The organism is Sorangium sp. So ce119 (genome assembly GCF_051524405.1).
GTDB classification, from domain to species: Bacteria; Myxococcota_A; Polyangia; order Polyangiales; family Polyangiaceae; genus Sorangium; species Sorangium cellulosum_G.
In genome coordinates this window covers 10,636,874-10,662,445 of sequence record NZ_CP150310.1, presented here as the reverse complement: position 1 = coordinate 10,662,445, position 25,572 = coordinate 10,636,874, and the positions used below count along the sequence as shown (strand labels likewise).

18 protein-coding genes are annotated in these 25,572 nt (G+C 71.1%); 12 read left to right on the top strand and 6 right to left on the bottom strand.

Annotated elements, in window-relative coordinates; translation table 11 throughout:
* Positions 1-90: 90 nt before the first annotated feature.
* Positions 91-450, bottom strand: a complete 360-nt coding sequence (locus tag WME76_RS40330) for a hypothetical protein (protein ID WP_437957470.1) — start codon at positions 448-450, stop codon at positions 91-93.
* Positions 451-1,891: 1,441 nt separating this feature from the next.
* Here WME76_RS40330 and WME76_RS40325 point away from each other — a divergent pair.
* From WME76_RS40325 to WME76_RS40300, 6 genes are read left to right on the top strand one after another with little or no spacing between them, the layout of a single operon-like run.
* A complete protein-coding gene (locus tag WME76_RS40325; protein ID WP_437957469.1) occupies positions 1,892-3,430 on the top strand; it encodes a PqqD family protein in 1,539 nt (512 codons plus the stop codon).
* Between the two features lie 6 nt (positions 3,431-3,436).
* The gene (locus WME76_RS40320; RefSeq protein ID WP_437957468.1) at positions 3,437-3,562 is read left to right on the top strand and encodes a hypothetical protein; all 126 of its coding nucleotides are present in this window, start codon (positions 3,437-3,439) and stop codon (positions 3,560-3,562) included.
* Between the two features lie 2 nt (positions 3,563-3,564).
* Complete coding sequence (locus WME76_RS40315; RefSeq protein WP_437957467.1) at positions 3,565-4,281, top strand: class II glutamine amidotransferase; 717 nt, start codon at positions 3,565-3,567, stop codon at positions 4,279-4,281.
* 16 nt (positions 4,282-4,297) lie between these two features.
* Positions 4,298-5,098, top strand: a complete 801-nt coding sequence (locus tag WME76_RS40310; protein ID WP_437957466.1) for a 2OG-Fe(II)-dependent halogenase WelO5 family protein — start codon at positions 4,298-4,300, stop codon at positions 5,096-5,098.
* Position 5,099: 1 nt separating this feature from the next.
* Positions 5,100-5,999: an EamA family transporter gene (locus WME76_RS40305; protein ID WP_437957465.1), complete on the top strand. Its 900-nt coding sequence runs from the start codon at positions 5,100-5,102 to the stop codon at positions 5,997-5,999.
* Positions 5,996-6,481, top strand: coding sequence for a YbaK/EbsC family protein (locus WME76_RS40300; protein ID WP_437957464.1), 486 nt, complete (start codon positions 5,996-5,998; stop codon positions 6,479-6,481). The genes WME76_RS40305 and WME76_RS40300 overlap by 4 nt, the downstream gene beginning before the upstream one ends.
* 99 nt (positions 6,482-6,580) lie before the next feature.
* Here WME76_RS40300 and WME76_RS40295 read toward each other — a convergent pair whose 3' ends face one another.
* Together WME76_RS40295 and WME76_RS40290 are read right to left on the bottom strand one after the other, a co-directional pair.
* Positions 6,581-10,057: an AgmX/PglI C-terminal domain-containing protein gene (locus tag WME76_RS40295; protein WP_437957463.1), complete on the bottom strand. Its 3,477-nt coding sequence runs from the start codon at positions 10,055-10,057 to the stop codon at positions 6,581-6,583.
* A gap of 125 nt (positions 10,058-10,182) precedes the next feature.
* Complete coding sequence (locus tag WME76_RS40290) at positions 10,183-11,211, bottom strand: alpha/beta fold hydrolase (RefSeq protein WP_437957462.1); 1,029 nt, start codon at positions 11,209-11,211, stop codon at positions 10,183-10,185.
* A 67-nt stretch (positions 11,212-11,278) separates the two neighbouring features.
* Here WME76_RS40290 and WME76_RS40285 point away from each other — a divergent pair, with 67 nt between their 5' ends.
* From WME76_RS40285 to WME76_RS40260, 6 genes are all read left to right on the top strand, one after another.
* A complete protein-coding gene (locus WME76_RS40285) occupies positions 11,279-11,887 on the top strand; it encodes a CGNR zinc finger domain-containing protein (RefSeq protein ID WP_437957461.1) in 609 nt (202 codons plus the stop codon).
* Between the two features lie 46 nt (positions 11,888-11,933).
* Complete coding sequence (locus tag WME76_RS40280) at positions 11,934-12,470, top strand: cupin domain-containing protein (RefSeq protein ID WP_437957460.1); 537 nt, start codon at positions 11,934-11,936, stop codon at positions 12,468-12,470.
* A 70-nt stretch (positions 12,471-12,540) separates the two neighbouring features.
* Complete coding sequence (locus tag WME76_RS40275; RefSeq protein ID WP_437957459.1) at positions 12,541-14,040, top strand: isochorismatase family protein; 1,500 nt, start codon at positions 12,541-12,543, stop codon at positions 14,038-14,040.
* Positions 14,037-14,759 carry a glutathione S-transferase family protein gene (locus WME76_RS40270; protein ID WP_437957458.1) on the top strand — a complete coding sequence of 241 codons (723 nt, stop codon included), beginning with the start codon at positions 14,037-14,039 and terminating at the stop codon, positions 14,757-14,759. Before WME76_RS40275 ends, WME76_RS40270 begins: the two co-directional genes overlap by 4 nt.
* Positions 14,760-14,822: 63 nt before the next feature.
* Entirely contained in the window at positions 14,823-15,800 is a 978-nt protein-coding gene (locus tag WME76_RS40265) for a phosphotransferase family protein (RefSeq protein ID WP_437957457.1), read from the top strand.
* A gap of 69 nt (positions 15,801-15,869) precedes the next feature.
* Positions 15,870-17,171, top strand: coding sequence for an MATE family efflux transporter (locus tag WME76_RS40260; RefSeq protein ID WP_437957456.1), 1,302 nt, complete (start codon positions 15,870-15,872; stop codon positions 17,169-17,171).
* A 71-nt stretch (positions 17,172-17,242) separates the two neighbouring features.
* Here the strand turns inward: WME76_RS40260 and WME76_RS40255 are convergent, their stop codons facing one another.
* The 3 genes from WME76_RS40255 to WME76_RS40245 form a co-directional block, all read right to left on the bottom strand.
* On the bottom strand, positions 17,243-18,847 hold the full coding sequence (locus WME76_RS40255) for a serine/threonine-protein kinase (RefSeq protein ID WP_437957455.1): 1,605 nt from the start codon (positions 18,845-18,847) through the stop codon (positions 17,243-17,245).
* A 13-nt stretch (positions 18,848-18,860) separates the two neighbouring features.
* Positions 18,861-19,109 carry a DUF2867 domain-containing protein gene (locus tag WME76_RS40250; RefSeq protein ID WP_437957454.1) on the bottom strand — a complete coding sequence of 83 codons (249 nt, stop codon included), beginning with the start codon at positions 19,107-19,109 and terminating at the stop codon, positions 18,861-18,863.
* A 134-nt stretch (positions 19,110-19,243) separates the two neighbouring features.
* Complete coding sequence (locus WME76_RS40245) at positions 19,244-25,540, bottom strand: toxin TcdB middle/N-terminal domain-containing protein (protein WP_437957453.1); 6,297 nt, start codon at positions 25,538-25,540, stop codon at positions 19,244-19,246.
* Between the last annotated feature and the right edge of the window lie 32 nt (positions 25,541-25,572).

The following is a 25,572-nucleotide window of genomic DNA, read 5'->3' as shown; positions in this document are numbered from 1 at the left end:
CACGCCCGGCCTCACCGGCATTCAAGGAAGGTGCATGGATACCCCCCCCACATCAACATCAACGCGCTCCGCCGCAAAGCATCAAATTACTCACAATACCCTCAGCGTAACCAGATCCATGAGACGCAATATCATCATTGTTTTTTTCAGTTGCTCGGCAGCAGGCGCAAGACACTCCCTCACGGCAAGCAGAAACTCGAAATCAGCGAGTGAGAAGACATAGTCATCAGGAACCGGCCTGCCAGCAAAGTCATTATATTCTCTCATCGATGGACACGGCGACCCGGGCGCGATCGGCTCCAAGGACTGTAGATCTTCGGCGATTACCCTCTCATCATGTTGATCATCAAAAAGAGCATGCCATTGATGCAGCAGAATGGCAAGGCCGCGGCCTCCGAGATCCCGTTGCAGTCGGCGAATCATCTCTATACCGAACTTGCGACGATCCACATGAGACTCCTTTAGAAACCTGTTCAGCTCATTGGAGTCACAGCTCACACGGGATGCCAACCACCGGCCTGCCGAGAATCCGCTGAGCACGCCGAGGATGGCTCCACCCAACAGCCGCACCTCTCCCGGCGCCTGCTACTCTGAAGAACCATCCACCGGATGACATGAAGCCCGCCTCCCCCGAAAATCTGAGCTCGTCCGAGCGCTTCCATCAGCATCAGCCTGCTTGGCGGGCATCTCGCGCCTACGATCCTCCCCCGAGCACGTAACACAAACAGTACCACTGTAATCTGCAACTCGGGCGCGATCTCACCTGGTTTCGATTCGGGCTCGACCGGTGCGTCGAGCTCGCCGTCGTGCACGCCCTGGCGTCGCAAGAGGGCGCCCCGCTGGTCGGGCGCGTGCTGATGGGCAGCGAGCACCAGGCGCAGCTTGTCGTCGGCAGTCTTCGGCGGTCCGCCGGGCACCGGCCGCTCCAGCGCGTTCGTCTTGGTGGCCACCGCTGCACGATGGGTCTCGCGCAGCCACTTCGACGGGTGGGCTGCGGGACGCCGGCCTGCTTGGCCAGTTGCGTGGCGGTCAGGGCGCCCGGCCGCACCATCCGCTGGACCATCTTTTCTCGAGATGCCTCCACATACGGCGGTCTCGATCGGCTTCGCCGACCTCGCCCTGGTCACGATCTCCTCGACGCCTCGGGCCAGACTGCCGGCCTGAGGAGGCGACAAACGACTTGACGTGAAGGGCCGGCGCCGCCTGGGCGGTGTACAGTCCTTTGCGCGCAACGCGTGGCGTCTCCGCGCAAGCTCTGGAAGGAACCGGCCGAACGCGAGGCGGGCACCTCGCTTCGGAGCGGGACCTCTCCGCGGCATGGCGGTTGCTGAAGGAGCTGCTGAAGGAGCTGCTGAAGGAGCTGCTGAAGGAGCTGCTGAAGGAGCTGCTGAAGGAGCTGCTGAAGGACACGACGCGAACCGCGCCGATGCCGTATCGGGATGCGAATCGCCGAGCGGCCCCTGGGTGCGTCCCGGCAGGGGCGAGCACCCGGGGACGCGAAGGGGGACGAGCGCCTTGGCGGCTTTCCCCGCGGCGTCGGTGGAAACGCTCTGGGAGTCGAATCATGTGCGGAATACTCGCCTCTCATGGCGACCACGTTGCAGAAGCAGCGGTCGAGCTCTTGCGCCCTTTCGCGCGCATGAGCCACCGCGGTCCCGACCATTCGAGCTGGGAGACCGTCGGACCGAAGGCTCTCTTCGGCTTTCACCGGCTCGCCGTCCGGGGGCTCGGCCCCGCAGGCAATCAACCGCTCTGATCGAGCGACGGAGGGGCCGCAGCGGCGCGTGATGCGGGCGCGCTGCGATCGTCGCCGCCGGGCCAGGAGGCCCGCGCGGAGGGGCGCGGTCTACCCGCAGCGACGGGCCAGCACCCAAAAAAAGGATCCACCACGATGTTCGTTCAATCGTACGATGCACCTGTCACGAGCAATCAAGCGCCCGCGCGGAGGGGCCGGGAGGAAGCGCTCTGCGGCCTCCTCGCGTACCTGTCCCCGCAGCACATCGACGGCGCCGCGCGGTGCGCGGCCAGGCTGCACGCGCGCCTGCCGGACAAGCAAACGCTTCACCGAAGCCAGGTGCTGGTCGCCTACGGCGGGGGCAAGGACAGCACGTACACCATCGCCTTCGTCCGGCTGATGCAGCTCCTCCTGCACCGTGCTCACGGCGATACGTTCCGGCTCCGGGTCGCGACCAACCGCCACGCGGGGATGCCTCGAGCCGTCATGGAAAACATCGGGCGCGCCTACCGCGCCCTGCGGATGCTGGACGATCCGCTCTGCGAGCCATTGCTCATCGACGGAAACGAGGTCAAGCCCTTTCGAGAGGGCGAGCCGCTGCCATCTTGGCTGGTCCAGCGGAACCGGGACGACATCCTGATGACCGGTCATCGCACCTCCGCGAACGGGAGGCCGACCTTCTGCAACGCGTGCAATTTCAGCATGGTGAATGCCTTCGGCCTCGCCGCCGCTCACGAAGGAGGGGTCGACGTCATCGTGACGGGCGACGCGCGGCGGGAGCAGCGCGCCTATTACGTCTGGGTCCGGCGCCTCGCGCAAAAGCTCGGGATCGACGGCATGGAGGGCAAGGGGACCTTCGGCGGGTTCCTGGAGACGATGCGGAGCATCTCGGCCATGTATTTCCGCGATATCCACGGCGAGCAGGCCACGAGCGCGGTCGAGCAGCGTCTCGTCGCGTCGGAGCTCCGGAAGGAGCTGCACTTCTTCTCCATCTACGGAGATACCGATTACGCGTCGGGGGCTCACTGGGACCTGCTCGCCGGGCACCTCGGCTTCACGTTCGACGACATCGCGTTCAGCTTCAGCGAGTCGGACTGCGCCAACCCAGGGATCATGGCCCACCTGCGGGGCCTCCGGTGCGAGCGGGACCACGGGCGCAGCTATGCGGAGGGCATCGACGAGTACGTCCGGTTCGCCGTGGGGCTGATGCGCCAGAAGGACTTCCCCGAGGCGCTGGTCAACATGATGCTCGCCCGGTACGAAGGGAGGGTCGGGGTCATGCGCATGCGGTCCCGCATGAACGACGTGGCGCGCGAGCTGTACGGGCTCGAGGAGGAGCAGCTCGTTTGCATGGTGTACTCGCCCTTCGCGGGGCGAGGCGAGCGCTTGCAGCCTTATCTGGAGCGCGAGCACCCGCGCCTCGCGCACCTCGGCGACTCCATCCACGCGCTCCTGCGGGGCGACCCGCGCGCGGAGGGACGGGAATCGACGCGCGTTTTCCTCGAAAAGACGAGCGGGCTCACCGTGCCTCAGCTCCAGGTCGTCTATGCCGCCCCGCGGCATGGTCTCGTGCCGGGGAGCGCTGACGGGCACCTCATCGCCCATATCCTCGCGCGGGATCCGCACAAGCAGGTCATCCAGACACGGCACGCCCAGGGCGGCCCCACCGTGGACGAGATCATCTCGGGCAGGTGAATGACGATGAGACGTGCAGAGCCTGCCTTCGTCCAGCTCGGCGCCACGCGCGACGGGCTGGATCCATACCTCGACATCGACGAGGCGCGCGCGCATCCACGGCTCTGCCTCGCCGCGCGCCTCGGAGCCTGACCATGTGCCGGTTGATCCTCGCTCACGGTCGTTTTTCCACCGTCGCCCTGCTCGACGCCGCGGTCGCGATGAGCACGGGGCGCACTGCCGAGCACGAGGGGCCGACGCGGCGCCACCCCAACGGCTGGGGCGCGGTGTTTCGGGATCCACGCGCACCGCATGGCCTCGCCGTTCACAGGGACGTGCGGCCCATCGAGCACAGCGTCGGTGAATCGATCGTGCCGCGGGTCGACACCGATTTCCTGGTGGTCCATGTGCGGCACGCGACGCTGGCCAGGAATCAGGGGATCGGATGCACGCATCCCATCGCGCGGCATGGCGCGCGAGGCCCCTTCTATTTCCTGCACAACGGGTTCATGCCGACGGTGTACCAGCGGCTCGGGCGCGAGCGCTCCGAGTTCGACTCGGCCGAGTACCTCGACTACCTCCTCCCGGAAGGCGAGGAGGCGCTGGACGTCGACGCGGCGACGGCCAGGCTGCGCGACATCCCGCACGGCGGGACCTCGGCCAACGCGATCCTCGTGAGTCCGCGCCGCGCCCACGTGATCCACTGGACGCCGGAGGATACGCCGTACCCGCGCTATTTCGCCATGCATCGCCTCGCCCTGCGGGACTGCACCGTGATCGCGTCGGAGATCATCCCCGCGCTCGCGCCGCGCGAGCGGTGGGAGCCCCTCCCGCCGCGAGATATCGTGCAAATCGAGATTCACAGAGGGTAAGCCCGAGATGAACGACATGAGAGATTGGGATTGTGTCACCTGCTCCGTCGAGCACCGCGCGCTGGGTCCGGAGATGCTCCGCGCGCTGGTACAGAACGAGTGCGCCGTTCTCGTGCTGCGGGACCTCATGTCCCCCGCGCTCGTCGAGGAGACCCGGCGCCTCGTGCGCGCCCATGACGAGAGGGCGCTCGCCACCCGGTACGCGAACGGCACGTTGACGACCATCGGCCCGTACCTGGCCAAGCACCTCGCGCAGCCGGACCGCTACTTCGAGGACGCGCGCGTGACGGACGAGGTCTTCTCGGGCGCCGGGCGCGATCCACGTCTGCTCGCGCGTGAGGGGCTACGGACGTTCCTCGGGCTCCGGAGCTGCGCGGTCGCGCGCGAGGCGGACGGGCGCATGTACGCAGATTCGGTCGTGCGTATTCATGCGGACGGCGTGCGAAACCCGCTGCACAACGACAACATCATGCGCGACGCCGCCGACACGAGCCTCGTGGTCCGCGGGCTGCGACACCAGTTGAGCTGCATCGTCTGCATCCAGGAGTGCGACGAGGGAGGCGAGCTGATTCATTATCGCAAGGCGTGGGACCTGGACGACGAGGCGTACAAGATCAAGGATGGACTCGGCTACGAGCGGGGCGTGGTCCATGGCGTGGCCCGCCAGGTCTTCAAGCCGCGGACGGGCGACGTGTACCTGATCAACCCCACCAATTACCACGAGATCGAGCGGGTCCGTGGCCGCGACCGCGTCACGATGGGCTTCTTCCTCGGATTCCCGGCGGACGGCCTCCTGGACGCCATCGTCTGGAGCTGACATGAAGCCGCGCGACGTCCTGCTCGGTGTGTTCACCGCCCTCCTCTGGGGTTTCAACTTCGTCGTGATCAAGCTGGGACTCGCGACGTTCCCGCCGCTCCTGTTCTCGGCGCTCCGGTTCCTCGTGGCGGCCGTTCCGGCGGTGTTCTTCGTCGGGCGGAAGGGCATCCCGTGGCGCGTCCTCGTCCAGGTGGGGCTCGTGCTGGGCGTCGTCAAATACTCGCTGCTCTACCTCGGCGTGAAGGTCGGGATGCCGGCCGGGCTGTCCTCGCTGGCCATTCAGGCGCAGGTGCCGTTCACCATCCTGCTTTCGTCCGTCGTGCTCCACGACTCGCCCTCGCGCATGCAAAGGCGCGGCGTGGCCATCGCGCTGGGCGGGATCGTCCTTCTGGCCTCCACGCATCAGGGGAACGTCGATCCGGTGGGGTTCGCTCTCGTCCTTGCGGCGGCGGTCGCCTGGGCCGTCACCAACGTCCTCTTGAAGGGCGCCCGCGGGGTCGACCCGTTCCGACTCATGATATGGATGAGCCTGGTTCCGCCGCTGCCGCTGCTCGTGCTCTCGTATCTCTTCGAGGACGGGCAGGTGAACGCCGTGTCCCACATGGGCGCGGCAGGGCTCGGCGCGGTGCTCTACACGGGGCTCGTCGCCACCGTCCTGGCCTTCGGCATCTGGGGGCGCTTGCTCCGGCGATATTCGGCGAACCTCATCTCGCCCTTCGGGCTGCTCGTGCCCGTGTTCGGCATGGCCTTCTCGACCCTCTTGCTGCACGAGCGACTGAGCGGCGCCGGAATCCTGGCGGCGGCCCTGATCTTCCTGGGGCTTCTCACCGTCGTCCTCGGCCCTCGTATCGAGCGCAAGCTCGCGTCGGCGGCCATCGACCCGACCAAGGTGCGCACATGATCGCAGACGTCCACCAGCGACTGATTGCCCTGTTCGAGGAGAGCGGCGCCGCTTTCCGCGTGGTCGAGCATCCGGCCGAGGGCCGGACCGAGGTCGTCACGCAGATGCGCGGCAATCGCCTCGGCCAGGCGGCCAAGGCCATGGTGGTCATGGTGAAGCTGGGCAAGAAGGACCGGCGCTACCTGCTCTGCGTGGTGCCCGGGGATTGCCGCATCGATCTGGCTGTCGTGAAGGGTCTCGGCAGCGGCACGCACGCGATGTTCGCGCCGCCCGCCGTGGCCGAGCAGCTCACGGGCTGCGTCATGGGCGCCGTCCCGCCCGTCTCGTTCGACGCCGAGCTGGCCCTCGTCGTGGACCCGAGGCTCCTGGAGAACGCGGAGCTCGTCTTCAACGCCGGGCGCCTCGACCGCTCGATCTTCATCGAGCGGGACGCGTACGTGGCCGCCGCCAGGCCTACGCTCGCGGCCATCGCGGTTCCGTAGCGACCGGCCATCGCCGCGCGCGGGCCGATGTGTGCGGGCAAAGGCAGCCGGAGGTGGTCATGGTGTGGGAGCGGTGACGTCCCCCGGCGCTTCGGCGCGTCAGCGCGTGACGGCGCCGAGATCCACGACCGCCTGGTCGTTCATGATCACGAACGGCCGCTCCTCGAACGTCAGGCCGCCCTTGCCGTCGTGGTCGACGATCTGCAGCTTGCCCATGCCGTAGCCCATCGGCCCGCGCGCGTAGTAGTGCGCCTGCAGGGTGTACCGGCGGGCCCGCTGCTCCCGCGGCGCGCGGATGGTGAAGCACTCGGGCCCGTAGCCGGTGGTGACGTCGGCGTAGAGGCGCCCGCCGCCCGGCAGCGTCGGCTCTCCGTAATAAGCGTGGCCGCCGCGGTCGTCCCGGATGTGGAAGTCGACGTCGTTGGCGTCGGTCTCCCAGCTCAGCACGAAGCGGAGCGAAGGCGCCCCCTCGAGCTTCGCGCCGGCCTTCGCGAGCCGCGCCAGGACGTCGACCCGGCGCGCCGGGTCCGCCTTGATCCACGCCGCGGCGACGAGGCCGAGGTCCTCGCGCAGGACGCCCTCCACGCCGGCGAAGCGCCCCTCCGGGTAGCGGCGCGCGAGGCCCGCCGCGAGCGCGTCGAACGCGGCGGCGGGCTCGCCCCGCTTCAGGCGCGCGAACGCGAGCTGGCGGTGGCCGGAGGGGTGGTCGGGGCGCTGCTCGCGCGCCTTCTCGTAGGTGTCGACCGCGAGATCGAGGCCCGCGCCGGCCGCGAGGCGCTCGAGGCGCGCGCCGGCGAAGCGACGGAGGTCCGCGCGCGCGGGGAACAGGTCGATGATCGAGCCGTACGCGCGGGCAGCGCCCGGCGCGTCGCCCGTGGCCTCGAGCGCCTCGCCGAGCGCGACGAGCGCGAGCACGTCGCCGGGGGCGTCGGCGCGCCAGCTCCAGGCCTCGCGCACGGCGGCCTGCGCCTCGCCCCGGGCGAGGGTGTCCTGGATCCGCTTGAAGCGGCCGGTATACGGCTCGACCGGCGCCGGCTCCGGCGGCGGCGGCGGCGCCGGCGCGGCGGCGCGGGCGGCCGGGCCGGCCGCGGCGCTCGGCGGCGCGAAGTGGAGCGGGTACACGACATCGACGCTGCCGCCCTCGGGCGCGGGGAACCTCAGCGCAGGGAAGGCGCGGACCACGCAGGAGACCACGGCCGCGTCGGGAAGATCGAAGCCGCCGTGGCGCGCGTTCACGACAGCACCGCTGGGGTCGATGGTGAAGTGTACGGTGACACGGCCCTGCAAGAGGGGATATCGCCCGAGCCCCTCCTCGTAGCAGAGGCGGAAGCGGCCGAAGCTCTGGCGGACGATGCGCTGGACGACCTCCGGCGGAAGGCGGCCGCTCACCTGCGTGGCGCCCATGCGGATCGAGGCCGCCGCGCCCCTGTGGTGGCCGCCGAGGCGGCCGTGGCCGCTGCCGAAGCCCTCGCCGCTGCCCGCGTCCGGCGTGGCGCTCGCCGCCGGCGCGGCGCTCGCCGCCGGCGCGGCGGCGACGCTGCCATGGCCGATGGTCCCGATCGAGCCGAGGCCGATGCCCTCGCCGCGGCCGCCGCCGCCCTCGCCGACGCCCGAGAGCCCGAGCCCGCCCGCGCTGATCCGCGTGACCGTCCCCGCCCCGGCAGGCGGCTCCGGCGGCGCAGGCGGCGGCCGCAGGGCCGCGCCCACGCCGGCCGACGCTCCGTCGCCCGCACCGGCCGGGCCGCCGTCGCCCCGGGTGACGGGCGGCCTGGCCTCCCGCAGCTTCTCGGTCGGCGGCCGCGAGCGCTTCTGCACGGCCACGCGGCCGCCGTCGACGGTGAGGATGTCGGAGAGGCCGCGCCGGGCGATGTCGAAGCGGGCGTAGTCGCCCTCGGTCTCCAGCACGAGCAGCGCGGTGTACGGGCTCAGCACCCGGTGCGCGATCGACAGATCGACGATCTGCCGGCGGAGGGCGTCCTGCTCGGCGCCCGGGGCCTCCCGGGCGAGGAGGCCGTCGATCTTCGCCCGGGCCCAGGCGCGCTCGAGCAGCGGGCGCTCCACGCCGCGCAGATCGGGCGCGGCGGTGCGGCCATCGACCGTGATCCGGACCGGCAGCTCGGCCGGCACCTCGGCGTAGACGAGCGCCTCGTCGCCGGCCTGCATCCCGTGCAGCGCGCGCGGCCATACCCAGCGCGCGCCCTCGACGCTCACCGCGATCCCCGAGCGGGTGGCCGACGCGAGGCGCCGCTCGACCTCGGCGGCGCCGCGCGCGCCGTCGATCACGGCGCCGTCGCGCGGCAGCCCCGCCGTGACGAGCTGCCGGAGCGCGGCCTCGTCGCGGATGCCGCCGAGCGCGACGGCGTCGAGCCGCTCGACCCCCGCGTCCCGCAGCGCCCCCGCGGCGCCGCGCAGCGCGCCCGGCGCGACCTCGCCCGCGGTGGCGATGCCGTCCGAGAGGAGCACCACGCGCCGCTGCCCGCGGGCGCGCGCGCGCTCGCCGGCCCAGCGGAGGGCGCGCCCGAGATCCGAGGCGCCGAGCGCCTGCCGCTCGCGGATGCGCCGGATCTCCGCCTCGCCGAACGCCGAGGCCGCGCCGTCGAACACGGGGGCGACGGTCTGGTCGTAGCAGGCGACGGTGAGCGGCGCGCCCGGCCCGCCCGCGCGCGCGACCGCCTGCGCGACGGCCGCGAGCGCGCCGAGCTGCTCCTCGATCCCGAGCGCGCGCGAGGCGCTCGTGTCCACGAGGATCACCGCCGAGGCGAGCGGATCGGGCCGAGCATCCACGGGCGCGGCCACGCGGGCGAGCACGAGCTCGCCGCTGCGCAGGCCGCCCCGCGCCGCCGTCGCCCCGAGCCGCGCGGGATCCACGACGAAGTCGGCCTCGGGCGCCGCGTCCCTCCGGTGGAGCGCGAGGACGGGCGCGGCGGCGCCCGCGACGGTGGCCTCGAGGTCGAGGCGGCTCACCACGGGCAGGCCGCGCAGGGGGACGGCGAAGGGCGCGTCCGGGCCGAGCTCCTGGGAGTACGCGACGACGATCTCCTTCACGCCGCGCGCCGGGATGGGGAACACGCGCGCGCTCACCTGGTTGCCCGCGGCCTGCTCGAGCAGCGCCGGGTCCTGCTTGCGATGGAGGAAGTCCTCGTACGCCTCGCGCGCGCGCTGGCGCTCGACGACCTCGCCCTCCTGCCAGCGATCGCCGATCCTCATGGCGAGGCGGCCGAGGCTCGCGCGGGGCGGCAGGGTGACGCTGAAGGTGCCCTCGAGCACGCGGTCCTCGGGGTTCTCGAAGGTGAGGCGCAGCTCGGTGAACGCGAGCGGCGCCTCGATCACCGCGCGGCCGGTGAGCGCGACGAGGCGCAGCCCCGTGCCGTCCGCGGCGGTGAGCCGGATCGGCGCCTCGGCGCGGCGCGCTGCGAGCGCCGGCGCGGCAGGCGCGGCGGGCAGCGCGGCGGGCATGGCCGCGCCCGGGGGCGAGCCGGGGGCGGCGGGCGGCAGCGGGCTGTCGGCGCAGCTCGAGAGGGCGGGGAGCAAGGGGGCGAGCGCGGCGAGCGCGGCGCGGAGGAGGGCTCTTCGCACAGGGGGCTCCGGTCGTGGTGCGGCGGGGCGAGCCTGATCGACGCAGGACCGCCGGCGCTGGGGTTGGTCGATCGACACCCGATCGGACGGGAGGTTCCCGCGGGGAGGCGCGGTGTCGCCGGCGCTCAGGGAGGGAGCTTCTCCATGAAGCGCGTGACGTGCTGCGCGATCGCGACCGCCTGCTCCTCCACGGCGAAGTGCCCCGCGTCCAGCAGGTGGAGCTCTGCTCGGGGGACATCGCGGAGGTACGCCGTCGCGCCCGCGCGGATGAAGTCCGCGTCGTTGCGCCCCCAGACGATGAGGGTCGGCGGCTGGCGGGAGCGCAGGAACGCCTGCCATGACGGATAGGCGTCGATGTTCGTCTGGTAGTCCTGGAGGAGCTGGACCTGGATCTCGCGGTCCTCGGGGGTGGCGAGGAACGCGAGGTCGTGGGTCCACGTGTCCGGGCTCAACCGCTCCCGCCGGTCGCCGGGCACATCCCGGAGGTACTGCTGTTCCCTGATCGCCGCGGCGCTGACGATCTGGGCGACGGCAGCGACGCCCTCCCGGGACCTGTCCTCGTGGGCGCGCCGCAGGAACGCCCGCAGCGCCTCGGGCAGACCGTCGAGGTACGCGTTGCCGTTCTGCACGACGAGCCCCCGCAGCCGCTCGGGATGGGCCATGGCGACACGGAACCCGACCGGCGCGCCGAAGTCCTGCATGTAGAGCACGTACCGCGTGAGCCCGAGCGCCTCGGTGAACCCGGTGATGTGGTCCGCGAGCAGGTCGAACGTGTACGTGACCTCGCGAGGGCTCGGGTGATCGCTGAAGCCCGACCCCAGGTTGTCCGGCGCCACGACGCGGTACCGGCCTGAAAGGAGAGGGATCAGCTCTCTGTAGCTGTGGGACGACGACGGATAGCCGTGGAGCAGGAGCACCACGGGGCGGTCGCGGCGCCCCGCCTCGCGGTAGAAGATCCGGCGCCCGCGGACATCGACGGAGCGGTAAGACGTCTTCTCCGGCCAGACCGCGTCGGGCACCGCCGCCGCGGCTCGACCCCCTGCCGACACGCCGCGATCGCCGCTCGGCGCGGGCGACCTGCCGGCGCAGCCCGCGACGAGGGCGACGAAAGCCAGGGTGGCCAGCGCCGCGCCCGCCTCACTCCTTCGTCTCATGATAACCTCCGTAGTACTTGTTTGACGGTTATACGGCGCGCATGCTAACCAGTCAACACGGAGATCGATGGTTACAACCACGTCGCGCTTCCTCTGGCTTGGCAATCACCGGGCGCTCGATTTCCTCAACACCGAGCCTGTGCAGCGCGGCGACCGCGTGGACTTGCTCCCTGACCTGCGCGCCCTCGTCGCCTGGTCCGAGGAGGCGGGCTTCCTCGAGGGGGCGACCGCGGGCTGCGTCCTCGATCGCTGGGAGGGGTCGCGGGAGGGCGAGGGCGCCCTCGACGGAGCGCGGCAGCTCCGGGGCGCGCTGCGCGCGCTGATCGAGCGGCCGCGCGCGCAGAAGGCGCAGGGCCAGGGCGCCGTCGATGTGATCAACAGAGCCCTCCGCCTCGATGCGGGGTACACCGAGGTCGTGCGTGCGGGCGCCGGGTTCACGCGGCGGGTTCACGTGCAGATCGACGCGCCGGACCAGCTCCTCCGCCCCATCGCCGAGGCCGCCGCCGGCCTCCTCTGCGACGTGGACCCGGCGCTCGTGAAGCGCTGCGCGAACCCGGACTGCGTGCTCTACTTCCACGATGGTTCGAGGAACCACGCGCGCCGCTGGTGCAGCATGGATCTGTGCGGCAACCGGATGAAGGTGGCCGCCCATTACCTCCGCAACCGGAGTGGCTAGGACAAGCCCCGCGCCGCGGGCACACGCAAGTCAAAGGAGGCCAGCCGTGTCAAGGAACGATCAAAGAGACGATCCGCAGGAGATCCGCAAGCCGATCGCCGTCGAGAGCGTCCCCTGGGAAGAGTGGTCGGAGGGCTCGCGCTTCGGCAGCCGATTTCGGCACCTGACCAAGGCGGTCATGGCCACAGGCCATCATGTCGGCGTGCTGATCGAGGAGCTCTCGCCGGGAAAGCAAACCTGTCCCGCGCACTACCACCTGCTGGAGGAAGAGCACATCCTCATCCTCGAGGGCCGCGCCACCCTGCGGCTCGCCGAGGAGACGATCGAGATGTCGGCCGGAGACTATGTCTGCTTCCCGGCGCGCCAGAAGGCCGGCCACTGCCTCGTCAACAACAGCGATGCGCCCTGCCGCTTCCTCGTGATCGGCGAGCGGAAGTCAGATGATGTCTGCGTCTACACCGACTCGAACAAGATCCTCGTGCGCTCGGTCGACGAGGTCTATGACAAGTCGCAGGTCAGAGACTACTGGCACGGCGAAGAGACAGGCGGAGATACAACGCCTCCTTCGTCGTCCTCCGCTTGAGGATACCCGCGGCCCTCCGCCGTCGCGAGGCGGGGCCCTTGGCCGGTCACCGCCGAGGTGATACCAGAACATGAAGGACATGGACGGTCGGCCACAGCCCGAAATTCCGGCGCGCACGGCGCTGCTGATCATCGACATGCAGAACGACTTCCTCGCGGAGGGGGGCGCGTTCTCGAAGCGGCACTGCGACCCGCACCAGCTCGCGCAGAGCGTGGCCTGGCTGGTGCGCGCCGCGCGCGCGCAGGGGCGTATCGTGGTGTGGGTGACCTCGGCCTACGGCGAGATCGACGCCTCCGCGGACGCGCTCCGGGGCCAGACGCACACAGGCAGCGCGTGCTGCGCGCGCGGCACGTGGGGCGCCGAGCTGTTCCCCGCGCTCGTCCCCGTGCGCGCCGAGCGCGCCGCAGGGACGGCGGAACGGCACGTCGAGAAGCGGTGGTATTCGGCCTTCCGCGACACCGATCTGCACGCTCGCCTCGAGGAGGCGGGCGTGACCGCCGTGGTCCTGTGCGGCGTCGCGACCAACGTGTGTGTCCTCGCCGCGGCCCGCGACGCGCGCCGGCTCGGGTACGGCGTCGAGATCCTCGAGGACGCGACCGCGGCGAGCACCGCGGGCAAGCACGCCGCGGCGCTGCGCGAGATCGAGGCCCTGGGCGCCCGGCGCCGCCGCTGGGCCGACCTGCTCGCCGACGGATCCGGGCCGGTGCGCGTCGACGGCATCGGCGCGGGCGGCACATCGCTGTGGTGCGGCGCCCTCGACGAGAGCGTCGCCGAGGGCGCCGGAGCCTTCGAGTCGGTCGAGCGCGAGGTGGCATGGACAACGATGCGCCACCGCGGCGGGGAGGTGCCGCGCCTCGTCGCGATCCAGGGCGAGCGCGCGCCCGACGGCGCGGTGCCGCTCTATCGCCACCCGGCCGACGAGCAGCCCGAGCTCGGCGCCTTCACCCCCGCCGTCGACCGCATTCGCAAGGAGGTCGAGCGCCGCGTCGGGCACCCGCTGAATCACTGCCTGCTTCAGCTCTACCGCACCGGGCGCGACTGGATCAGCGAGCACTCCGACAAGACGCTCGACCTCGTGCGCCCCTCCTTCATCGTGAACGTCTCGCTCGGGCGACAGCGCACCATGGTGCTCCGGCCCAAGCGCCCCGCGGACGGGGACGCTGTCCAGAAGGTCCCTTTGCCGCACGGCTCGCTGCTCGTCATGGACCTGGAGACGAACCGCCGGCTCTATCACGCCATCCGACAGGAGGGCGACGCGGACGGCGGGAGCGACGGCCCCGCATCGCGGATCTCGCTCACCTTCCGGCACATCGGCACGTTCCACGACCCGGCCACGGGGGCTGTCTGGGGCGCCGGCGCGCCCGCCGCGGGCCGCGCCGAGGCCGAGGCGCGCGCCCGGGCGCGGTCCGCGCTCCCCGGGCCGTCGCGCGACGAGGCAGAGCGCGCCGAGGCAGAGCGGATGTTGCAGCTCTTCCGCGCCGAGAACATCGACCCCACCTTCGACGCCGCCGCCTACCGGCCGGGCTTCGAGGTGCTCAATCTCCGCGCGCTGCAGGGAGGCGACCGATGAGCGCCGCGCGCGCGGTGTACTTCGTGAACGGCTCGATCTCGAGCTGGCGCGTGCTGATCGCCGCGCGCGAGAAGGGCCTCGCCTTCGCGCCGCGCCGGCTGCGCGTGATGCGCGAGCCGCGCGAGACGCGCACCGCGGAGTTCCTGGCCCTCAACCCGCGCGGCCAGGCCCCGGTGCTCGTCGAGCCCGACGGCACCGTCATGAACGAGTCGCTGGCGATCCTCACGTACCTGGAGATGCGGTATCCCGACCCGCCGCTCCTCCCCCCGCTCGCCGAGCCCGGCGCGCTCGCGCTCGCGCTCGCCCTCGCGCAGGAGTCGGAGGCGACGGCGTGCGTCTACGACCCGCTGGAGAGCCTGTTCGAGGCCGGCGCAGGGCCCCTGTCGCCGGACCGGCGGGCGGCGGTCCTCGGCGCCCTCGCGGGCGTGGAGCGCGAGCTCGCGCTCTGGGAGGCGCGCGCGCAGAAGGCACGGTTCATCGCATCGGACGCCTTCACCCTGGCCGACTGCGCGTTCTACCCCGTGCTCGCCTACATGCAGCGGCGCGGGCTCTCGCTCGCCGGCCACCCCGCGCTCGACGCCTACGAGCGCCGCGTGCGCAGCCGCCCCTCGGCCGTCGCCTCGTACCCCGAGGGCTGGTCCCACGGCCAGGCGCGCCCCGATCTCTTCGCCCAGGCGCGGGCGCTCGCCGCGCCGACCGACGGCGAGCGCCCCCGGTGAGACGCGAGCGTCGGGAAACGCGAAGAGCGGCGCACGCGACCGGCAGCTCGGCAAAGGAGGACCGTGGAAAGCAAGACCAAGAATGTAAAAACACGCCCGCAGATCGCAGCCATGGCCGCCAGGGCCTTTGGGGGCACGGCGCTCGCAGGTGGCGAAGACGCCGTGCTCGAGCTGAAAGACGGCTGGTTCAATGCGGCCTATGACATCCGGCTCGCCGACGGCCGGGAGGTCATCCTCAAGATCGCGGCGCCAAGAGATGCCGAGGTCATGCTGTACGAAAAGAACATCATGGCCACCGAGGTCGCCGCGATGCGCCTGGTCCGGCGAAACCCGGCCATCCCCGTGCCACAGATCTACCATTTCGACGACGCCCACGACCTGTGCGACTCGGACTATTTCTTCATGGAGAAGATCGCCGGGGACAACCTCGAGCACGTGAGAGCGAGCCTTCCCCCCGATGCGCAGGCGTCCATCGGCCTGCATGTCGGCGAGATCATCCGGGAGATCAACGGCTTCACGGGCACCTATTTCGGTTACGAGGGGAACCCGGCCCTGCGCGCGAACACCTGGAGAGAGGCGTTCACCAGGATCATGGAGTCGGTGCTGGAAGACGGCGCCCGAAAAGGCGTGGTGTACGACCACGGCTACGACGAGATCCGCGCCGCCGTCCTCAGGCACGCCCCCGCGCTGGAGGAGGTCACCACGCCCTGCCTGGTCCACTGGGACATCTGGGACCCCAATGTCTTCGTCAAGGAAGGAAGGGTCGTCGGCATCATCGACTTCGAGAGGGCGCTCTGGGCCGAACCCTTGATGGAGGCCCAGTTCAGGCCGCTCTCCTCCGAGGGCATCACCAGCAGCATGCGCGGCTACGGCAAGACCTCCTTCACCCCTGAAGAAGAACGGAGATGCCGCCTGTACTCGCTGCACCTCGCCCTGGTCATGCACACAGAGTGCTATTACCGCAACTACGACACCGACTCCATCTACAACCTCTCCAGGCAGTGGATAGACGAACACATGGACTGGCTGAAAGCAAGCTGAACCCTCATGGGCGGCAACTCCAGGGTTGATCGTCTGGGGACCGAGAGGGTCGGGAAGCTGCTGCTGGAGATGTCGTCCCAGACCACGCTCTCGCTGCTGGCCTATGCCGTCTACAGCCTCACGGACATCTACTTTCTCTCCGTGGGCATCAACTCGCTGGCCGCTGCCGGGGCCTCGATCGTCTCGCCGGTCCTGATCGCCCTGGGCGCCGTCGCCACGACCGTCGGGGCCGGCGGCGCCTCGGTGGTCTCCAGGGCGCTCGGCGAGCAGGACGTGGAGAAGGCCTCCCGGACGGTGGCGAACACCTTCCTGATCTTCTGGACGGCGGCGATCGTCATCACGGTCCTGGGCTCGGTCTTCATCGAGCCGATCGTCTATCTGCTCGGGGCCACCGACAGCATCGCCCCCTATGCCATCGAGTACGGGCGGATCATCTTCCTCGGCGCCGTCGCCGGCACCGGCTACTCGGCCATCGTCAGGGCGGATGGCAACGCCAGGTACTCGACCGCGATGTGGATCATCCCCATCGGCGTCAACATCGTCCTGTGCTGGCTGTTCATCATCGTCTTGCAGATGGGCGCCTCGGGAGCCGCCCTGGCGACGGTCTGTTGCCAGGCCACCTCGGCCGGCATGAGCGTCCACTTCTTCTTTTTCAGAAAGAACCGCTCCTATCGCGTCAAGGCGTCTTATTTCAAGCCGGACTGGCCCATCATCATCGAGGTGCTGACGATCGGGTCCCCGTCGCTCATCAAGAGCTCCAGCGTCAGCCTGATCGCCATCGTCACGAACAACCTGCTCAGGCTGATCGGCGGCGACAGCGCCCTGAGCGTGTTCGCGATCGTGAGCCGGCTCTACGCCGGGCTGATCGCGCCGCAGACCGGCATCGTCCAGGGGATGCAGCCGCTCGTGGGGTACAACTTCGGCCAGAAGAAGCTCGAGCGGGTACGGGAGGCCATCCGGCTCTCCCTTGGCGCCGCCGTCGTCTATGGATCGCTCGTCTGCGGCATCTGCCTGTTGATGCCGGCTGCGCTGATCGCCCTGCTCTCCAGGGAGAGCGCGATCATCGCCGAAGGGCAGACCGCCTTGCGGCTGCTGGCGCTCTCCTACCCGCTGACCGGCGTGGCCATGGTCACGGCGGCCTCGTTTCAGTCGATCGGCCGGGCCCGGGAGGCGCTGCTGCTCACCCTCGGGGGCATCCTCCTGGTCAAGCTGCCGGTGCTTCTGCTGGCCTCCCGCCTGTTCTCCCTGACCGGTATCTGGGCCTCCGAGGCGATCTCGGAGCTGATTCTTTGCGTCGTCTCCTTTGTCATGCTGAAGAATGCGCACGCTCGCTCTGGTGATGGCATGGTCAGAGCGTCCGACACGGGCTGAGCCTGCCTCCAGGCACGTTCTGCAGCCCGGTCCCACGAAAACACAGGATCGCGACCCTGCCTACCGGCGGCTCACCGGCGCCCGACGACCGCGCGCAGCTCGTCGAGCGACGCCCGGAGCGCGGCGTCGCTCACGGCAATGCCTGTCGCCGCGGGCAGGATCTCGGCGAACATCAGCGCGGCATCCTCGATGTCGCATACCCTGTGTGGGAATTGCTGGCGGGCGACGAGCGAGAGCCCTGTCACGACGCTGCGCACGGCCGCCGCGCGGAACCCCGATCCTTCGAGGACGACGGCAGAGCACCGGATGAACGCGCTCGACTCCGCGAGGAACCTCGCGAGCGCCCTGCGCGCGGGCGCCTGTGGCAACGGGGCCTCGCCCTCGACGATGGTGAGCAGGCCGATACCGCGCGGATGTTGCTTTGCGAACTCCGCGCACGCCTCGCTCACGCGGCGCACGTCGTCCTCGGCCGTCTCCCGGCGCCAGATGATGCAGAAGATCTGGCGCCAGCTCGCGATGACGTAGTCCGGGTGCCTGGCGATGAGGCGCCAGGGCTCGAGAGACGAGCTCGTGCTGGCGCTATACGGCGGTGCCTCCATCTCCATCGTCTCGTCCCCGAGATCCCCGTGCGAGGCGAGCTGCGCGGGCCGGTGCGCCTCGTCTTCGGCGTCGAGCGTCGCGAGCTTCGCCGCCCTCGTGGCGCGGGTCTCCGCGCTGACGGGGACCAGGAGTTCCTCGCGGAGGGCGAAGCCGCCGGGCAGGAGCGGTCGAATCGCGTCGAGCATCGCCGCCGCGCTGGCGAATCTCTCGGAGGGGTCGAGCCGGAGCGCGCCGTGCACGACGGCCGCCGCCTCGGGTGGGACCCAGGGCGCGAGCGCCTGGACCGAGATCGGCGCCTGCGAGCAGACTGCGATGATCAGATCGCCGAAGCCGGTGAGGTGCTCGTGCGGGAGCCTCCCCGCGAGGGCGCGGTAGAGCACCATGCCGAGCGACCAGAGGTCGGCGCGGTAGTCGATGTCGGCGCGGCCTCGAGCCTGCTCCGGCGACATGTAAAGCGGCGAGCCGAGGACCCCTCCGGAGCGGCTGAGGCCCGTTGTCGAGCCGACTTGATCCGGCTCCTGCTTGATCTTGGCGATCCCGAGATCGAGGATCTTGATGATGATCTCGCCCTCCCCGCGCCGCGCGAGGAAGAGGTTGGCCGGCTTGATGTCCCGATGGACGATGCGCGCCTCGTGGGCCTTCTGCAGGCCGCGGCAGACCTGCGCCGCGATGCGGAGGGCGGTGTCGGGCTCGAGGCTCCCGACCCTGTCGAGCAGGAGCTGGAGGTCCTCTCCTCGCAGGAGCTCCATCACGATGTAGGGCGCGTCCGTCTCCGGCTCCGTCCCTGCATCGAGCACCCGGACCATGTGATCGGTGTCGATCGCGCTCATGGCCTTCGCCTCGCGGTGGAAGCGCGCCAGGCTGCTCTTGAAGGGGAACTGGAGGGCTCCGTCCATGCATTTCAGCGCGACGTGCTCGCCGGTCCTGACGTGCTCGGCCTCGTAGACCGCGCCCATGCCGCCACGCCCGAGCAAGCGGATGACCCGGTATTTCCCGTCGTGGAGCTGACCGATCAAGGCATGGATATCGTAGAGGACGCCGGCGTGCGGAGGCAACCGCCCCAGATCCGTCACCATTTTCCTTCGTGCTTCAGCCGTGCTCCGCGGCCGCGCCCGGCTCGGCGTAGGCGGCCCGCCACGCGTCCCGGAGCTGCCGGAGGATGCTCGGGTACACGATGAAGCGGCGGAACGGCTCGATCAGCGCCATGTACGCGGACGTCCACCGGGATACCGGCTTGACGTAAACAGCCCAGTAGAGGCGCTGCCCCTCGGCCGTCGGCCTGATCGCCATGCAGGAGAACGCGTGGACGGTCGCGTTGACGGTCGAGCGGCGCCTCACCCCGCCGGTCATCGCCCGGCGGGCATCACCCGGCGGCGCCGCGGTGGTGACGGAGCGAAGCCTAGGGTCGGGGTGCACGCGAATCCAGGGCCGCGCCGCCCAGCGCGGCGGCCTCGGCCCCATGAAGAACCCAGCTAGTTGCCGTTCGTGCTGGCGGCGGCCCTGAGAATGGCGTCCCAGCTCCGGCCGCCGTTCGGTCTCGGATCGAGGGTGACGCCGAGCGACTCGACGGTGGCTCCTCGATTCCGTCGCCCGAGCGACGCGAACCTCCTCGCGACGCGCCACGTCCGCTCGATCCAGCGCAACGGGCCGGAGGTCGCGCGGGCGATCCTCTCCCTGGCCTGACTCAGGTTTCGCCGAGGCCGCGCCTGCGTCGACAACTGCGGCAGCGCTTGCGTCGATGACGCGCCAACCTCGGTCGTCCGGTCCATCGCAGCGTCCGGCCTGTTCATGGGCCAGTTCGTGGATTCGGTGCCGTGCTTGAGCTCGAACACCGCGTGCTGGATGTAGTTGTCGAGCCACTTCCTCAGGAAGGAGCCCACCTTGCTGCGCCCGCTGGGCGCTTGCCTGGGTTTGCTCAAGGTCTGGCGCCGCGCCACCGCCGGGGAGCCCGCCGGCGAGCTCGTCGCGAGGCCCGACTCGTCGATGAAGCTCAGGGGGTCGTGCGCCGCGTAGGCATACGCGTGGCACTCGAGCAAGCGCGTCACGCAGAGCTCGGGCTCCACGAGCACATACGGGTCCGGCGTCGCGAAGCTCGCGAGCGACGGGACGTACTCGCGCGCCCCCATGTGCACGAGCCCCGTGTCGGGATCGCGCAGCTGCCCCGTGAACCCGAGCACCATCTCGGTGCTGTCGAGCCCGGGCGACCTGTCCTCGACGCCCTGGGCGAGCGCGCCGAACGGCGTCGGATCGGCCGAGAGGACCGCCTCGCCGCGCTCGTCGACCACGCGGCGCACCACCCCGAGCTGGTCGTCGACGAGCCCGAAGACGCGCGTCTCGTCGACCAGGAGCGCGACGCGCCGATCCTCCAGGCGCACGAGGCTCTGACGCTCCACCCCGTCGTCGCGCGTGGTCCGCGTGGGATACACGACGAGCGACACGGGGACCTCGCGCCCCCCCTCGCGACGGAGCGCGCGCCTGGAGATGCGCTCGCCGAACGCGTCGTACCCGTAAACAACGGCCCCGCCGTCGACCTCGACGCGCCGGAGCCGCCCCCAGGGGTCGTACGCGGCGCCGCGGAGCGGCCCGAAGGAGACGAGCCGCCCGAGCTCGTCCAGCTCGCCATGGCCCCCGTCCGGCAGCGGCAGCGCGTCGCGCCCTGCCTCACCGATGAAGGGGCGCGCCTCCGTCCCCTCGCCGAACGCGTCGACCTGGCCGGACGGCGTGTACGCGTACGCGTGGGCGACGCCCGACGCAGCCGCCCCGAGGAGCTCGCCGCGCGCGCTGTACGTGTACGAGGCGACGCGGGGAGCCTGGCCGCCGATGTCGCCCGCGCCGAGGGCGGCATCCCGCGCCGCGACGATGCGCCCGTCCGCGCGGCGGTCGAAGGTCACGTCCTGCAGGGCCCCGCGATCGCAGGGAGCCGGGCCGTCGCCCGCGCACGCGCGGAGATGGGTGAGCTGCCCGGTGCTCGGGTCATGGTCGATGTGACGATGGAGGCGGGCGGGCGGGACGCGGTAGCCCGCGAGCTCGCCGCGGGCGTCATACGCGATCTCCGCGAGGAGCGTGACGGCCGCGCGCCCGCCGGCCGACCACGCGATCGACGAGGGGGCGCCGCCCGGCGTTCGCGCGAGCTCGAGCGTGTTGCCGAACGGATCGCGGTACGAGGCGAGCGTGCCGTCGAGGCCGTACGAGAGCCGCTCGTCGTACTCGCGGCGCGCGTCGTCGGCCTCGAGGGTCGTGCGCCGGCCCGTGACGCGGCCGTCGCGACCGTACTGGAACGCCGTGTCCAGGCGGTGCCCGCCCACGCGATCGAACACCGTCGCGCCGACGAGGCGCCCCACGAGCGCGGGCCCTTGCGGCTCGCCGTCGCGCGCGTCGTAGGCGAACGTGATCTCGTCCCAGCCCTCCGGGCGCGAGGAGGACGAGGCGAACAGGGTGCTCGTGCGGTCGAGCGCGTCGTAGATCGCCTCGATGCTCTCCGAGGCGGTGAACCCGCGATCCCAGGTGCGCTGCTCGATCACGCGCCCGCGCGCGTCGCGGATCCACAGGCGCGTGATGCCGCCCGGGAGCGACGTCATCGCGATGTCGCCAGCCGAGTCGTAGGCCACGCGGCGCGGCGCCTCGGAGCCCGCGAGCTCGATCGCGCGCAGGCCCCCGCGCTCGTCCCGCTCGTAGCGATGCGCGTGTCCGAGCTCGTCGACGATCGCGTAGACCTCGTCCTCACCACCGCGCGCGATCGTGAGGCGCGTCTCGACAGCGGCCCCCGATCCTGCGCCGAGGTCCCTCTCGACGCGCTGGCCCCACGGCTCGTGGGCGACGCGCGTCACGAGGCGCGCCGCGTCGGTGCTGGCCACGACGCGCCCGAGGCCGTCGACCACGGTGCTCGTCCCGCGCGCCGCGCCGTCGGGCGGCGCGGGGAAGCGCCCCTCGTCAAAGGCCGTGTTGATGCGTGTCTCGCTGGAATACGGGAGCGCTTCGAAGACGCGCTCGCCGCGGCGCCCGTGGCGGGCGAACGAGGCGACGCGCGCGCCCCCCGCCTCGTGCGCCACCGCCTCGCCGACGAGGAGGCCGTCGGCGCGGAAGGCGACGAGGCGCTCGACGAGCGCGCCGTCTGCCTCCGCCGCCGCGCGCCGCTCCGTGAGGCGAACGAGCGCGGGGCCCTGGTCGCGCGCATCCCGGTACGCATGCCGGACCTCTGCACCGCTGGAGCGCGCCACGCGCGCAGGGCGATGGAGGGCGTCGCGCTCGGTGAGCTCCACGTCGCCCTGCGGCGTCCGGAGGTGCGTAGGCCAGGCGCTCCGCGCCGGGACGACCCCCTCGGCCCGCGGGGCGAGCGCCGTCAGCGCGCAGCCCTCCGTGCCGTAGCAGTACTGCGTGGCGTGGCCGAGGGCGTTCCGCGTCTCGACCAGCAAGACGCCGGTCGCGTCATAGACGTTCGTCTCCAGGGATCCGAGCGTGTCCGAGGTCTCCACCTCGTTGCCGAAGGCGTCGTAGCGATACGCCACGACCTGGGTGCGCGGCGCCAGGAGCGGCGCGCGCACCGCGGCGGGCAGCGCGGCGAGCGCTTCCGCGTCGATGAGGAGAGGCTGGCTCGCGCGTACCGGCAGCGGAAGAGCAGAGCTATAATCGTAGGATGTCTGGTGCAGCACCCGCCCGGACGACCCCGAGAGCAGCGACCGCTCCCGCACCGCCGTGAGCACGCCGCGCGCCTCCCAACCCGCGTCGTACGCGAAGGTGCTGACATAGCTCCGCGCGGGTATCTCGGTCCCGTTCGGCCCGGCGACCGCGGGCGCCGACTCCTCCTGGCGGACGAGCCGGTTGTAGGTCGTGTCGTACGTGTTGGTCTGCGTCACCGTCGCCGCCTCCGCGCACGGCCCCGCGACGCACGCGGGCGGGCAGCCCGCCGCGCCACACTGCGTGTCGCGCGCGCTCGTTAGCCGCAGAAATGCCGGCGTCTTCGGCCCGGGCGCCGGTGGCACCAGGGCCCACTTCTCCTCGTGCACCCAGAGCAGCGCCTCCACGTCGTACGGCTCCTCCTCCCAGGTCTCCGCCGTCTGCGACACCCCCTCGACGCCGCTCGGCGCGAGGCTCGCGCTCGCCGCGATCCGCGCCGCCTGCGCGCTCGAGAGCCGCGCGTGGAACGACTCCTCGGTGCGCAGCTTGCCGACAAAGAACCGCCTCACCGGCGCGGCCGCCGACGACACCTGGTAAGCGCGCCGGCGGACGACGCTCGCCGAGCTGTCGTCTCCAGCATCGAGCTCCTCGCTCTGCCCGAAGCCTGCGAAGTCGCGCTCTCGCTCGTTGAAGTACGGCGCGTGGTACTGGAGCTCGCGCACCCGCGGCGCCTCGGCCCCCACCGCCGTCAGGTGCCGCTTCGCCACGGTCACCGGATACGGCAGCGCCCGCACCCGCGCGTCGTCCCGGCCGAAGCGGCGCGCGTCGCGGATCAACTCGTCCGTGCTCGTCGCGTACTGCACCGCGTGCTTCAGACCCGGGCCCTCCTCCGCCTCCGACAACAGGTCAGGGCCGATCAGGTTCTTCACCCCGTCTCGGTTGAAGTCGATGACCTTGATCCGGCCTCCGCCTGCGCTCGGCTCGTAAACGAGGATCTCCTCCGCGCCGTCGGCGTCGATGTCCAGGACCCGGGTGTTCCACTTGTTGTCCGGGTCGACCGACACCCCTTCATCCAGCGGCATCCGCCGCTCGGCGGCGAAGCCCCTCTCGCCTCGTCCGAGCCAGACGCCGAGCTCGTTGGCCGCCGCCGTCACGTTGACCAGGTCCATGTCCCCGTCGCCGTTGACGTCGATCAGCCACATCGCGTTGACGTTCTGGCTCGCCGCGAGCCCGGGCACCGACACGAACCGGCCCTGCGCGCACACCGGGTCGTTCGCGCTCGCGTCCCCGAACAAGAGCGACCCCGTCGCCAGCTTCGCCACCGAGGACGAGCCTGCCGGGTACGCCGTCACCTTGCCCTGGTTCTCGTAGACGCAGATGCCCTTCTCTCCGGCGCCGCTCGACCGGATCACCGCAAAGTCGGTCAGCCCGTCGCCGTTCGCGTCCAGGAACCGATACGCCGGGTTGTCGAGCTCCGTCCCCGCGCCCTGCCGGTACGGGAAGGTCAGCCCCACCAGCGGCTTGAACGACAGCGCGCTGGCCCCCGGCTCTGTGACGTTGATGAACGCCGTCCACGTGCTGTCCGTCGACCCGGCCACCGTCGTGAGCAGGTCCGCCTTGCCGTCGGCGTTCAGGTCCACCGCCTGCGTCCGGCCGCGCGCGAACCGCGGCAGCTCGACATCGACCACCGTCGAGCTCGGCGCCGCGGAGAACGGTCGCGTCCGCTCCCCGCGGCCCGCATGGTGCGCGAGCTCCGTTCGCGTCCCCGATGCTGTTGCTTGCACGAGGTCCGTTCGACCGTCGCCGTCGAAGTCGCCGGGGAGGAACACGCTCGTGGCCTGCGCCGCCGCGTCGAACCGGGGAACGTCGCTCCGCGACACGCCGCCGGCGGTCCGCTCCACCGTGAGCGGCGCGCCGCTCGTCGTGAACAGGCTCGCCTCCGCGAGATATCCGCTGTTGAACGACGGCACGCTCGTCCCCTCGCGCGCCGAGTACCGCACGATGTCCGCGAGGCCGTCCGAGTTGATGTCCATCAGCTCCGAGCCGCCGCTCGGCCCGAAGCCGAACACGTCCGGCACGTCCATGTCATAGACCAGCTCGTGGCCGGTGATGTCGTCCGCTCCCCACGCCGTGTACCGGAACCGGATCAGCGGCTCGGCCGGCGTCGACCGATCGAACGGCGCCTGGCTGCGCCCGAACCGAACCACCCCCAGAAGCTTGCTCTCGCTGCTGAGCGAGGCCGCCACGCGCTGCCGGTCCGACTCGAAGTCTTCGCTCGCCAGCGCCTGGCAATCCGGGTGCGTCACGATCTCCGGGCCGCTCTCGCCGTGCACCGCGTGCACGAAGCACCACGTGTACATCGGCTCGCCGTCGAAGCTCGCCACGAGCTTCGTGTACAGCTGCCCCGGCCCCTGCGGGTAGCCCATCACGTGGCTCACCCGCCCTTCGCGCCGCGGCACCGACTCCAGCGTGTACGCCGAGCGCCCGCCGGCGAACCGCACGCTCTTGAGGTAGGAGCGCTCGCCCGCCTTCGTGTACTCGTACGACACCGCGTCGCCTGTCGGCGAGATGGCGTGCACCAGCGGCCACCGCGTCGGGGAGAACGTCGACGAGCCCGCCACCCCCTCCGCGACCGTCGGCTCCTCGCTGTAGATCTCCCGCCGGCCGTCCGGATACACGACCTCGAACCCGGTGAACGCCACATTCTGCAGCGCGCCCGATGCGTCGCGCATCGCCACGGTCCCGCCTTGCGGATACCGGTAGAGCCGAACGGCCGTCTCCGAGGCGTCGAGCCGGTACTCGATCCTCGTCTTGCCGCTCACCGTGTCCGTCTTCACCCAGACGAGCCGCTCCGCGCCCAGCGACAGGCGCGCCGTCACGTCCTGCGAGCTGCTCAGGCGAGCGCGGTAGGGCACCCCCCAGTCGGTCGTCATCTGGATCGACGGCACGCTCAGGCTGAACCCCACGCCGAACCCCGCCGAGAAGTCCGCGGGTACCGACCCGTACGACAGCAGGACCTCCGCGGCGGACGACGCGCGCGACGGCAAGGCGGGGAACGCAAGACCCGCCGACAGCTCACCGCGCTCCGGCGAGACCGTGACGTCGAGCCCGGGCTGCGGCGCCAGCGACGAGACATCGCTGGGCGATACGCCCACTGATGACGCCGCACGCGAGAGCCCCTCCTCGG

Coding starts and splice junctions, on each gene's coding strand:
- WME76_RS40310 (WP_437957466.1), top strand. CDS start 4,298: ATGAGAGATTGGGATTGTGTCACCTGCTCCGTCGAGCACCGCGCGCTG.
- WME76_RS40320 (WP_437957468.1), top strand. CDS start 3,437: ATGAGACGTGCAGAGCCTGCCTTCGTCCAGCTCGGCGCCACGCGCGAC.
- WME76_RS40255 (WP_437957455.1), bottom strand. CDS start 18,847: ATGGTGACGGATCTGGGGCGGTTGCCTCCGCACGCCGGCGTCCTCTAC.
- WME76_RS40290 (WP_437957462.1), bottom strand. CDS start 11,211: ATGAGACGAAGGAGTGAGGCGGGCGCGGCGCTGGCCACCCTGGCTTTC.
- WME76_RS40260 (WP_437957456.1), top strand. CDS start 15,870: ATGTCGTCCCAGACCACGCTCTCGCTGCTGGCCTATGCCGTCTACAGC.
- WME76_RS40275 (WP_437957459.1), top strand. CDS start 12,541: ATGAAGGACATGGACGGTCGGCCACAGCCCGAAATTCCGGCGCGCACG.
- WME76_RS40300 (WP_437957464.1), top strand. CDS start 5,996: ATGATCGCAGACGTCCACCAGCGACTGATTGCCCTGTTCGAGGAGAGC.
- WME76_RS40325 (WP_437957469.1), top strand. CDS start 1,892: ATGTTCGTTCAATCGTACGATGCACCTGTCACGAGCAATCAAGCGCCC.
- WME76_RS40315 (WP_437957467.1), top strand. CDS start 3,565: ATGTGCCGGTTGATCCTCGCTCACGGTCGTTTTTCCACCGTCGCCCTG.
- WME76_RS40305 (WP_437957465.1), top strand. CDS start 5,100: ATGAAGCCGCGCGACGTCCTGCTCGGTGTGTTCACCGCCCTCCTCTGG.
- WME76_RS40270 (WP_437957458.1), top strand. CDS start 14,037: ATGAGCGCCGCGCGCGCGGTGTACTTCGTGAACGGCTCGATCTCGAGC.
- WME76_RS40285 (WP_437957461.1), top strand. CDS start 11,279: ATGGTTACAACCACGTCGCGCTTCCTCTGGCTTGGCAATCACCGGGCG.